This is a genomic window from Corallococcus llansteffanensis, assembly GCF_003612055.1.
GTDB classification, from domain to species: domain Bacteria; phylum Myxococcota; class Myxococcia; order Myxococcales; family Myxococcaceae; genus Corallococcus; species Corallococcus llansteffanensis.
In genome coordinates, this window is the sequence record NZ_RAWB01000325.1 from 1 (window position 1) to 11,454 (window position 11,454).

Consider the following 11,454-nt stretch of genomic DNA (forward strand, 5'->3'; position numbering starts at 1 on the left):
CGTGGGCCCGCGCGCGGCGGAGCTGGCGGCGGTGCTGCGGCGGCTGCCGTCGGAGCAGGTGGAGCCGGTGCTGCGCGCCTTCTCCGTCTACTTCCAGCTGGTCAACCTGGCGGAGCAGCACCACCGCATCCGCCGCGCGCGGGCCCACGCGAGCCCCACCGCCACCCGGCCCCAGCGGGGCTCGCTGGAGGCGACGCTGCAGACGCTGAAGGACGCGGGCGTGAGCGCGGACAAGGTCCGCGAGACGCTGGGGACGCTGAAGGTGACGCTGACCTTCACCGCCCACCCGACGCAGGCGGTCCGCCGCACGCTCCTGGAGAAGCTCTACCGGCTGGCGCGACTGCTGGAGGAGCGCGACCGGTGCGCGCTCACCCCGCGCGAGTCCGCCGAGAACCTCGCGTCCATGCGCGAGGAGATCACCGCGCTCTGGCAGACGGACGAGCTGCGCCGCGAGCGCCCCACCGTGGGCGACGAGGTGAAGAACGTCCACTGGTACGTGGAGGAGATGCTGGCGGAGCCCGTGTCCCGGCTGCCGGAGGCGCTGGACTGGGCCTTCGAGCGCGCCTACGGCGAGCCCCTGGGCGCGCTGGACACCCCGGTGCGCGTGCACTCGTGGGTGGGCGGCGACATGGACGGCAACCCGCTGGTGACGCCGGAGGTGTTCGCGGACACGCTGCGCGCGCACCGCGCCCGGGGCCTGCGGCTGCTGCTGCGCGACGTGGAGCGGCTGGGCGGGATGCTGTCGCAGTCGGAGCGGCACGCGCGCCCCACGCAGGAACTGGAGCGCTCGCTGGAGGAGGACGCCAGGGCACTGCCGGACGTGGCGAAGCAGCAGGGGCCGCGCACGTCGGGCGAGCCCTGGCGCCGCAAGCTGCGCTTCATGGAGGAGCGGCTGATGCTGGCGCTCCGGCACGTGCTGGCCCGCCGTGAAGGCCTGCCGTCCACGCTGGCGCCGGAGGCCTACCGTTCCCCGGAGGCGCTGGGCGACGACCTGGCGGTGCTGGAGCGCTCGCTCTTCGCGGCCCGCGCGGAGACCGCGGGGCTGCGCGAGGTGCGCCGCATGTCCGAGCGCGTCCGCGCGCTGGGCCTGGGCCTGGGCGAACTGGAGGTGCGCGCGCCCGCGGAGGACGCGGTGAGCGCGGCGGCCTCCCTCGCCGGGGGGCCTCCTCCGTCGGAGGGCGGCGCGCGGCTCCTGGCGGTGCTGGCGAAGCTGCGCGAAGGGCAGGACGAGGGCGGCGAGTCCGTCTGCCGCACGCTCATCCTCTCCATGGCCTCCACCGCGGAGGACGTGCTGGCGGCGTTCCAGTGCCTGAAGCACGCGGGCCTCTGGGACGCGGAGCGCCAGTGCGCCACCGTGGACGTGGCGCCGCTCTTCGAGCAGCTGGGCGCGCTGGACTCAGGGCCGGACGTGCTGCGCGCGCTGTTCGCGCACCCGGAGTACCGCCAGCACCTCCGGGGCCGGGGCGTGCAGGAGGTGATGGTGGGCTACAGCGACTCCGGCAAGGAGGTGGGCCTGCTCGCCGCGAGCGCCGCGCTGTACCGCGCGCAGGTGGCGCTCACCCACGTGGCGGACGAGCACGAGGTGCCCCTGCGCCTGTTTCACGGCCGCGGCGAGACGGTGGCGCGCGGCGGCGGCCCCGCCCAGACGGCCATCCTCGCGCTGCCGCCGGGCACGGTGGCCGGGGCCTACAAGGCCACCGAGCAGGGCGAGGCGATGGACCACAAGTACGCGCGCCCGGAGCTGGCGCAGCGCACGCTGGAGCTGGTGGTGGGCGGCGTGCTGCTGCACACGCTCGACGCGCAGCCGCGTCCGTCCCCGGAGGACGAGACGGCCTTCCGCGCCGCGTTCGACCAGCTCGCGGAGGCCGGCCGCAAGGCGTACCGGGCGCTCGTGTGGGACGACCCGCGCTTCGTGGAGTTCTTCATGACGGGCACGCCGGTGGAGGAGATCGCCGCGCTGCCCATCGGCTCGCGCCCCAGCAAGCGCAAGGCGGGGGGCCTGGAGACGCTGCGCGCCATCCCGTGGAGCTTCGCCTGGACGCAGACGCGCGCCATCGTCCCGGGCTGGTACGGCGTGGGCGCCGCGTTGGAGGAGTACGCGGCCACGCCCGAGGGCGCGGCGCTCCTGCAGCGCATGTACAGGGAGTGGCCCTTCTTCCACGCGGTCATCGACAACGTGACCATGGTGCTGGCGAAGACGGACATGGCCATCGCGGCGCGGTACGCGAAGCTGGCCCCCGCGTCCACGCGGCCCCTGTGGCTGCGCATCCAGCAGGAGCACGCGCGCACGCGCCGCGCGGTGAAGACGCTGACGGGGGAGGGGAAGCTGCTCGACAACAACCCCCAGCTCCAGCGGAGCATCGCGCTGCGCAACCCCTACGTGGACCCCATGTCCTTCCTCCAGGTGGAGCTGCTCAAGCGCAAGCGCGACGGTGACACGGCCTGCGACCGGCCGCTCCTCCTCGCGCTCAACGGCATCGCTGCGGGCATGCGCAACACCGGTTAAGAGAACAGACACGGCAAGGCAGCACCCAGCACTGAGGAGACCGCGCGATGGCCCAGGAGACGTTCACCGTCGAGGAGATCAACCCGAAGCACGGCTTCGCGCGCCTGCGTCCGGACGAGGGCACGGGACAGGTCCACACCGCCCTCTATCCGGATCCGGAGTTCACCCAGGCGCCCCCCTTCCAGCTGCGCCAGGGCGACCGGGTGTCGGGCGTGCGCCGGGGCCAGACGGTGTCGGAGGTGTCCTGGCTCCAGCGGGTGGAGCCGCCGTGGGAGGAGGTGGAGCGCGTGGCGGAGCTGCTCGCGCTCCTGGAGCGCTGGGAGATCCGCGTCCCCTTCGAGGCCCGCGTCCTCGCGGAGCACGCCTGGCGCGACAGCAAGGACAACCCCCTGCGCGACGAGCTCCAGGCGCAGCTGCCCACCTTCTTCGACTTCGAGGGCGCCCATCCCTTCGAGGATCCGACGCTGCTGGAGCGGCTGTCCGCCGCGATGCAGCCGTACCTGCCGGGCTTCTCCGTGAAGCCGCTGCAGGGGCAGCCCGCCGTGCGGGTGGATCCCGGGGGCGTGGAGGTGGTCGCCGGGGTGGGGAGCTGGGACCTCCCGCAGCCCACCTTCGCCCCGATGATCGCGGAGGTGAACGCGCGGCTCTCCGCCGTCCAGGCCCCGGTACGCTGGGTGCCCACCCGCGAGGACTGGATGCTGGCGCCCCCCGCGCTGGCCGCGCTCCTCCAGAAGCACGGCCTGCTCGAAGGCACCGCCATCCCCGCGTAGGGGGCAGGGCGCTACCGGCCGTAGGAGCCGCTGCGCACGTCCACCAGGACGCCGTTGCGGAAGATGGCCGTCTGCATGAGCCGGTGGGGCCCGAAGTTGTAGGTCCACTCCTCGATGGTGACCGAGGACAAGACCTCCTGGGAGACCTGCTCCGTGCGGTCCGGGCTGCTCACCTTGACCTTGTTGCTGATGACCTCCGTGCGGCTCTCCTTCGTCAGGGGCTCGCCGCACTTCATCAGCGTGTCCGCCTTGGAGGCGCCCTCGGAGACGAGCTTGTTGTCGCAGCGCAGCGCGGAGGCGTGGACGAGCGAGGGCAGGGCGAGGCAGGCGACGACGAGGCTTGCGGACAGGGCACGCATGACGGCTCCGTGAAGGAAGAAAACCCGGGGGCACCGCACGGACGCGGTGGCCCCGAACCTATTCAATCCCCCAGCACGCTTTCCAGCGGGTGCGCCCGTGGCTACAGGCCGCCCTTCTCCTTGAGCACCCGCACGACCTCGTTGGCCATCACGCGGTGGCCCTGCGCGGAGGGGTGGATGCCGTCCACCTCCAGCCCGTCCAGGAAGAGGTCCACGTTGCCCGGCTGGCGCGTCACCGCTTCCAGGTCGATGACCTCCGCGCGCGTCTGCCCGCGGATCCACGCGTTGAACTCGTGGCGCTGCGCCTTCACCTCTTCGTAGCTGCCGTAGTTCGTCTTCTCCTTGGGCAAGAGCGTGCTCACCCACAGCCTGCACCGGGGCTGGAGCTGATCGAAGAGCTCGGTCATCCGCTGCTCCAGCTTCGCCACCGTCAGGTCGCTCGCCAGGTCGTTGGTGCCCAGCAGCACGATGCAGTCGGTGAAGCCCTGCATCGCGAGCACCTCCTGCGGCAGCTGGGCGTTCGCGTCGAAGAAGCCCTGGCCGGACGCGCCCGAGTTCACCACCGGCACCCCGAGCTGCGCCTCCACCAGGGCCGGCCACGCGTTGCGCGTGTCGTTCTTGGTGTCCATGTAGCCCTCGGTGATGCTGTCCCCGATGGTCACGAAGGCCCGGCCCGGTGCGCCCTCCACGTCCAGCGTGGCCACGGCGATCGCCTTCTCCCACTCCTGACCGCCCAGCGCGCCCTGCGTCGTCGCGTATGCGCCGGAGCGCGCGTAGCTGCCCGGGAACGCGTCGATGGTGCTCTGGCCCATGGAGCCCTGGGCCTCGAAGGAGATGGCCACCTCGTCCCGGAACCCCACCGGGAACGGCACCGGATCCGACGTCACCAGCGTGCGCGTGCCCGTGGTGAAGCCTGGCTTGCCGTTGAACGTGAGGGCCACGGGTGCGGAGGAGAGCGCGCCGCCGGGTCCCGCCTTCGCCACCGTGGCCCGCTGCAACGTCATGGACCCGTCGCCGGAACGGAAGGTGACGCGCACCCGGGCGCCCGCGCGTCCCACGGGCACCCGCAGGCGGTACGTGGTGAGGCTTCCCGCGTAGCCGGAGCCGCGCAGCGCCTGGTGGAAGCCCGGCTGGAACGCGACGGCCGCGGGCGCCACGGGCGGCGTGGCCTGTACCTTGCGGCCGTCATGCAGCGTCAGGGCGGGTGCCGCCTCCACGGACTGCGTGGGCGCGGGAGCGGTGACCTCCGCGTCCGACCGGCCCGACCCGGAGGAGGGCGGTGCCCCGTCGCTGTCCTCGATGCCACCACACCCCGCCAACAGGCCCAGGGCACCTACCCAGCTCCAGCGCAGCGCCTTCCGCAGACCCATACCCACACCCTCCTGGCGCAAGACAATGTGCACGACCTGCTTTCCTGGCGACCGCATGATTCATGGATCGCGCCAGCGGCCCGGTGGCCTGGAAGGCCTCCCTGGCGGAAGCGGCGGCGGATGACTTCCACCGCAAGGGTGGGACGCCGGGGCTTGCGGACCCGAGCCCGCCCCTTGAGGGGGTGGAAACCTGCCCCCCGTGGGAAAAGCCGTCGCCCTCCGCCCGGACGTCCGGGGGACGACCGCCGGGGGTCACGGGACGCAGGCGCCCACGTCCGCGTTGTTCGTGATGGCCCGGCAGGTGCCGCCGCTCGCGCAGTCGGGCGCGCCCGAAGGGAAGCGGCACAGCGTCCGGCAGGTGCCCGTGCCCCCGGACACCACGCAAGTGCTTCCCGGTGAACACTGGTTGCTGAACTCACACGCGGCGCCCGGAGCCAGCGTGCCGCTGCCCGCGCAGACCGGCCCGTTGGAGGCCGGGTAGCAGCCCAGCGGACTCTCACAGTCCTGGCTGAACGCGTTGCATTGCGCGGAGGGAGGGCCGCACACGAGCGGCAGCTCCTGCGTGCCGGCCAGGCGCAGCACCGTGTTGCAATCCCCCGAGCCGCAGTCGGACGTCGCGTGGCACAGCTTCCGGCAGAAGAAGCCGGTGCCCCCGTCGGAGAGCCCCTCGTCCTTGCAGTACAAGCCCGCGGCGCAGGTGTCGTAGCTCTGTCCCGGCGGCGACTCGGCCAGCGTGCACGGCGCGCCCTCGGCGGTGGTGCCCGCGGCCACGCACTGCCGCTGCGTGTCGCCCGCGTCCGAGCGCACGTAGGTGCACCGCTGTCCGGACGCGCAGCCCTGCCGCACCGGATCACACGCGCCCTCGAAGCACCGGCTGCCCGTGCCGCCATCTGGCAGGTCCGTGTAGAGACAGCTCTGGCCCGCCGCGCAGCCGTCCTGCTTCACCACGTTGCAGGTGAAGTCCGAACGGCCCCCGCCGCCGTCTCCGGGATCGACAGGCCCGGAATCACCGGCATCCACCCCGGAATCCACGGCTGTCCCCGCATCGGCCGGAGGCTTCATCGTCTCTCCGTCGTCGCAGCCCGCCACCCACAACCCCATCAACAGGGCACCACCCAACAACACGAGACGCGCAGCCATCCGGAAACTCCTGGCGTGGAAGTAATCTGGGACTTACACGAGCCGTTCCACCTCCCGGGGCCCCTTGAACCGGGCCTGGAAACCAGCCGACACTTCGGGATTCAGGACCGAGGGGGTCAGGGTGCGCATGAACACGAAGTTGGATGAGCCAATCGAACCAGACCCGTACTTGAACCGTCGCGCGGAGGAGCGTGTGGCGGCGCGGTTCGAGGTGCGCTTCGAGCAAGCCGAGGACGCGGCGCGCGCGCTGCGGGCCTACTCACTCAACCTGTCCGCGGGTGGACTGTGCCTGCGCACGCGCAAGTCCTATGACGTGGGCGCGCAGGTGCGGCTGGCCATGGTGGTGGACGGCGAGGAGTTCCACCTCACCGGCGTCATCGCCTGGGTGCGCGACGAGGCGGAGGCCATCGGCGTGCGCTTCATCGACGTGAGCGAAGAGGACCACGAGCGCCTGCGCCGCGTCATCGCGAGCTTCCGGCGGCGCTGAAGCAGCAGGCGCCGGCCGCGAGCCCCTGGCCACGAGCCGGGGCTGCGGCGACGGCGCCCCCCACCTCGACTACAGCTTCGTCTCGCTCTCCGCGTGGCGGAACACGCCGGAGTCGCCCTCGACGTAGCCACACGCCTTGTAGAAGGCGCGCGTCTCGTCGGTGACGTTGAGCGGGGCGATGAGCTGGAGCTGCTTGACGCTCAGCACCTTGCCCCGCTGGGCCACCTGCGCGAGCAGCGCCCGGCCCACGCCGCGGCGGCGCCAGCCCTCGGACACGACGAGCTCGTCCACGGTGGCCACGCGCCCGCGCAGCCGCAGCTGGGGACGGTGGGAGAAGGACACCATGCCCACCGCGCGGTCCTGCGGGTCGCCGGCCACGAAGATCTCGATCTCCGGATGGCTGATGACCCAGTGCACGGTCTGCTGGTCGGTGCCCTGGGGGTAGCCCAGCTCGCGCAGGAGCAGAGCCATGACCTCGGCATCACCTCGACGCGCGCGGCGGATGCGGAAGGCGTTGGCGTCGGGAGCAGGGGTCATGGTGCGGACGATGGGCTGGGACAAGGCATTCGCGATACTAACGACAGGGCCGTCGGACCTCCAAAGAGGAACGACGGCCCGGAAAGAACTTCAGGCGCGGCGGCAGTGACGCGCCGTGTGGGTGCAACCCGTCAGGGCTGCTCGCCCGCCAGCGAGCGCAGGGCGGCGGTGATGTCCGCCTGCTGCGGCACCGACGCCATCTCCAGCGCGTCCGCCAGGCCGATGCCCGGGATGAACTTGCCGGCCACCAGCCGGGGCGGCGCGAGCAGCGAGTAGAACAGCTCCTCCACCGTGCGGCGCACCAGGTGCTCGCCGAAGTTCGTCACCTCGGTGTCCTCGTTCACGTACAGGACGCGGCCCGTCTTCTGGACGGAGGCCTTGATGAGCTCCCAGTCGTAGGGCCACAGCGAGCGCAGGTCGATGACCTCAGCGCTGATGCCCTCCTCCGCGAGCGTCGCGGCCGCCTTCGCGCACAGGGGCAGGGTGCGGCCGTAGCTGACCACGGTGAGCTGCGTGCCCTCGCGGACGATCTTGCCCTTGCCGATGGGCACCGCGTACGGCTCCAGCGCCGGCCACTGGGGCTTCCACTGCGAGCGGTCCCCCAGCGGCGCGTCGATGAGCTTCGACAGCGCGCGGTCGTCGTCGGGCTCGCCCGGGATGCGCTCGTCGCCCTTGACGCGCAACAGCGCCTTGGGCTCCAGGAACATCACCGGGTTCGGATCCTGGCACGCGGAGATGAGCAGGCCGTACGCGTCCAGCGGGGTGGAGGGCATCACCACCTTCCAGCCGGGGATGTGCGTCATCGTCGCGTCGAAGGAATGCGAGTGGTACATCGACCCGCGGATGCCGCTGCCCACGGGCGTGCGCACCACCATGGGCAGGTTCCAGTCGCCGTGCGTCGCCCAGTGCGTGTTGCCCGCGATCTTCAGCAGGTCGATGGTGTTGTAGATGTAGTCACAGAACTGGATCTCCGCGACGGGCCGGTTGCCCGCGAGCGCCAGGCCCATGGCCGTGCCGATGATGCCGCGCTCGTCCAGGGGGCTGTTCCACGCCGTCTTCAGGCCCTGCGTGCAGGTGAAGACGCCGCCCAGCGGGGCGCCCACGTCCTCGCCGAAGATGTCGGTGACGCCCAGGTTCTCCTCGGCGTAGTGCAGGGCCATGCGGATGGCCTGTGCCATGTTCGCCATGGTTAGTTCTTCTCCGCGTAGATGTGGTTCCAGATGGAGTCGCCGGTGGGCTGCGGTTCGTCGCGCACGGTGCGCGCCGCGGCCGCCAGCTCCTCGCTGTAGCGGTTGCGCACGTCGTCCATCTGCTCCCGGCTGAGGACGCCTTCCTGCTCCAGCCGCGCCTCGAACAGGCGCAGGCAGTCCTGCTCCTCGTTCACGAAGTTGGCGCCGGACGCGGACGAGTGCCCGTACAGGCGCGACACCCGCGCTTCGATGAAGAACGGCTTGCGCTCCTTGCGCACGTACTCCATCGCGGCCTGGAGCTCCTGGTAGGACTCCACCGGATCATTGCCGTTGATGGTCTTCGCCGGGATGTTGAAGGCGCGCGCGCGGTCGCTGATGTTCGTCTCGCCGTGCTGGCCGTCCGCCGTGGTGGAGATGCCCCACTTGTTGTTGGTGACGATGATCAGGATGGGCAGCGGGTTGGCCGGGCGGCTGCTCCACACGAGGCAGGTGGGGAAGTCACCCTCGGCCGTGCCCGCGTCGCCGCCGGTCACGATGGTGATGCCCTCGCCGCCGTGGCGCTTCTGCGCCATCGCCGTGCCCGGCGCGATGGAGTACTGCACCTCGATGGGCGACGTGATGGGCGCGATGTTCTTCGCGCGCCGGGTGAAGTGCCCCGCGAAGTTGCGGCCGCCGGAGTAGGGGTCCGTGGCCGTGTTCTTCATCTGCCGCAGCGCCCCGATGGGCTCCTCGCCCATGGCCAAGAGCGTCGCGGACTGGCGGTAGTGCCCGTGCAGGAAGTCGTAGTCCAGGCCCTGGCCCACCTTCATCAGCAGGCCCAGGGGGACGTTGAACGCCTCCTCACCCGGACCGCCAATCCAGAAGTAGCCGTGGCCCTGCTTGTACATCTGGATGAGGCGCTCCTCGAGGACGCGCGCCTTCACCATCAGATCGTGGATGCGGATGAGCTGCTCTCGGGCGAGCGAAAGCGGCGCGGAGTTTTCTTTGATCAGCCGGGGCCGTGACACGCGCGGAGGACCTCTGAAGGGGAAATTGGGAGGCCCCTATACTCCGAACGCGGGCTCCCGACTCAAGGACCCTGCACGGCCCGGTGTTCGCCGTCCCGCGTTCGGGGCCCGGTGGCGCGACGCGGCAATGAGCAGAACTCATTCATCCCCCTGTCTGGCCGTCCGCCAGGAGGCCAGGGGAAGGGGCGCTGGGAGGGGAACGGGTGGTAGGCAGACTCCTCGCGTCAATGAGGAAGTGCGATACAGTCCGCGCCGCCCCGCCCGTGTATTCCCCATGCGGGCACCCCCAGGTGTGCCTTTGTCCCGTACGAACACGCGCCTCGATTCCGCGCCGGATGGCTCTGATGAGTCCCTGGACGCCCCGGAAGCCACGCCCCCGCCGCCTCCGGAGTCCACCGGCACCCATTCCCGGGAGCTGACCTCCCTCCGGGGGGGCGACCACACGGCCACCCGGATGACGGGCGCGCTCGGGCTGCCCCAGTCCGACGCCACGCACACCCTCATCGCCCCCCTGGAAGCGGGCGAGCTGCCCAACGTGGCGGCCATCCGCGGGCTCCGGTTGGATCAGCTGCTGCTGCTCACCACCGGCGCGCTGGTGATCATCATCGTGGGCCTGCTGGCGTCGCTGTCGGCGAAGACGACGGAGACGGCGCTCACGGCGGCGTCGGACCGCTTCACCCAGCGGCTCCAGTCCCAGGCGCGCGAGTTGGGACAGACGGTGAGCCACACCCTGGCGCTCACCTCCGCCACCAGCCTGCGCGACAACAACTACGCGTTCCTCACGGAGGTGGCGCGCTCCATCATCGCGGACAACCGCAACATCCTGCGCGTGCAGATGTTCGACGCGGACTCGCAGCTCGTCGCGGACAGCGACCCGGCCGCGAAGCTGGGCTCCTCCTCCGGGGGACGCACCGCGGAGCGCCGCTGGGCGAGCGCCTTCTTCAACGGGCAGCCCGTCTTCGAGTTCCAGGAGCCGCTCGACTACGGCTCGCAGGGCGGCAAGGGCGTGGTGGTCATCAGCTACTCGCTGGAGGACCTGCAGAAGCAGCTCCATGAGCTGGAGGAGTCCAACCACGCCGCGGTGCGCGCCAACACGCTGCGCATCGTGGGCCTGGGGCTGGGCTTCGTGGTGCTGGCGGGCGTGCTGGCCGCCTACCAGAGCCGCCGCATCACCCGGCCCCTGGGCGCGCTCACCGGCAAGGTGATGCAACTGGCCGCCGGTGACCTGGGCGCTCGCGCGGGCACGGCGCCGGGCGCGGGCCGCGAGGTGACGACGCTGGGCGTGGTGTTCAACCACATGGCCGAGCGCATCAAGGTGCTGCTGGAGGACGTGCGCGCCAAGGCGCAGCTGGAGCGCGAGGTGTCGCTCGCGCGCACGGTGCAGGAGACGCTCCTGCCCGGCCGCGACGCGGTGACGGTGGGCCCCCTGCGGCTGGCGGGGCTCGTGGTGCCCGCGGACGCGTGCGGCGGCGACTGGTGGTTCCGCGCCGCGCTGGATGACCGGCGGGTCGTCATCGGCATCGGGGACGTGACGGGCCACGGCCTGTCCACCTCGCTCGTGGCCACCAGCGCCACCAGCGGCTTCGCCTCCGCGATGACGCTGCGCGAGCCGTCGCAGGTGCACGCGCAGATGCTCATCACCGCGCTCAACGTGACGCTGGCCAACGTGGGCCGGGGCGAGCACCAGATGTCCAGCGCGCTCGCGGTCATCGACGTCTACAACGGCCAGATCGACTACGCGGCGGGCGGACACCCCGCGGCCGCCGTCTTCAACCGCCACAGCGGGCAGATGGCGTCCCTGCCCGCGCGCGGCCCGCTGCTGGGCGCGAGCGTGGCGTCGCAGTTCACCTCGCGCCAGGCGCAGCTGCGGCCCGGCGACATCGTCGTCTGGTACACGGACGGCCTCACCGAGGCGCGCGACGGCGCCAACCGGCTGTACGGCACGCAGCGGCTGGCCGCCGCGCTCCAGGCCAACGCCAACCTCCCCGCCGACGCCCTGCGCGACGCGCTCCTCGCGGACGTGCGCGCCTACAGCGCCGGTCAGCCCCAGCGCGACGACATCACCGTCATCGTCGCCGAATTCAGCCC

10 protein-coding genes are annotated in these 11,454 nt (G+C 71.6%); 4 read left to right on the forward strand and 6 right to left on the reverse strand.

The genetic code is table 11. The features are described from left to right. Both D7V93_RS26540 and D7V93_RS26545 read left to right on the forward strand, forming a co-directional pair. A partial coding sequence (locus D7V93_RS26540) for a phosphoenolpyruvate carboxylase (protein WP_279636950.1) occupies positions 1 to 2,506 on the forward strand: 2,506 nt, incomplete at its 5' end. Positions 2,507 to 2,553: 47 nt separating this feature from the next. Beyond that, a complete protein-coding gene (locus D7V93_RS26545; protein ID WP_120646058.1) occupies positions 2,554 to 3,276 on the forward strand; it encodes a hypothetical protein in 723 nt (240 codons plus the stop codon). 11 nt (positions 3,277 to 3,287) lie between these two features. Here D7V93_RS26545 and D7V93_RS26550 read toward each other — a convergent pair whose 3' ends face one another. The 3 genes from D7V93_RS26550 to D7V93_RS26560 all read right to left on the reverse strand — a co-directional run bounded on the left by D7V93_RS26550 (position 3,288) and on the right by D7V93_RS26560 (position 6,145). After that, positions 3,288 to 3,635: a DUF2845 domain-containing protein gene (locus tag D7V93_RS26550; protein ID WP_120646059.1), complete on the reverse strand. Its 348-nt coding sequence runs from the start codon at positions 3,633 to 3,635 to the stop codon at positions 3,288 to 3,290. 101 nt (positions 3,636 to 3,736) lie between these two features. Next, positions 3,737 to 5,005 carry an SGNH/GDSL hydrolase family protein gene (locus D7V93_RS26555; protein WP_120646060.1) on the reverse strand — a complete coding sequence of 423 codons (1,269 nt, stop codon included), beginning with the start codon at positions 5,003 to 5,005 and terminating at the stop codon, positions 3,737 to 3,739. A gap of 252 nt (positions 5,006 to 5,257) precedes the next feature. After that, a complete protein-coding gene (locus D7V93_RS26560) occupies positions 5,258 to 6,145 on the reverse strand; it encodes a hypothetical protein (protein ID WP_120646061.1) in 888 nt (295 codons plus the stop codon). A 127-nt stretch (positions 6,146 to 6,272) separates the two neighbouring features. Here D7V93_RS26560 and D7V93_RS26565 point away from each other — a divergent pair, with 127 nt between their 5' ends. Then, a complete protein-coding gene (locus D7V93_RS26565) occupies positions 6,273 to 6,632 on the forward strand; it encodes a TIGR02266 family protein (RefSeq protein ID WP_208723158.1) in 360 nt (119 codons plus the stop codon). Positions 6,633 to 6,701: 69 nt separating this feature from the next. Here the strand turns inward: D7V93_RS26565 and D7V93_RS26570 are convergent, their stop codons facing one another. The 3 genes from D7V93_RS26570 to D7V93_RS26580 form a co-directional block, all read right to left on the reverse strand. After that, positions 6,702 to 7,103, reverse strand: coding sequence for a GNAT family N-acetyltransferase (locus D7V93_RS26570; RefSeq protein ID WP_244224731.1), 402 nt, complete (start codon positions 7,101 to 7,103; stop codon positions 6,702 to 6,704). Between the two features lie 197 nt (positions 7,104 to 7,300). Continuing rightward, on the reverse strand, positions 7,301 to 8,356 hold the full coding sequence (locus D7V93_RS26575) for an alpha-ketoacid dehydrogenase subunit beta (protein WP_120646063.1): 1,056 nt from the start codon (positions 8,354 to 8,356) through the stop codon (positions 7,301 to 7,303). Positions 8,357 to 8,358: 2 nt separating this feature from the next. Beyond that, entirely contained in the window at positions 8,359 to 9,366 is a 1,008-nt protein-coding gene (locus D7V93_RS26580; RefSeq protein ID WP_120646064.1) for a thiamine pyrophosphate-dependent dehydrogenase E1 component subunit alpha, read from the reverse strand. A gap of 298 nt (positions 9,367 to 9,664) precedes the next feature. Here D7V93_RS26580 and D7V93_RS26585 point away from each other — a divergent pair. Beyond that, the coding region (locus tag D7V93_RS26585) for a PP2C family protein-serine/threonine phosphatase (RefSeq protein WP_120646065.1) at positions 9,665 to 11,454 on the forward strand (1,790 nt) is incomplete at its 3' end.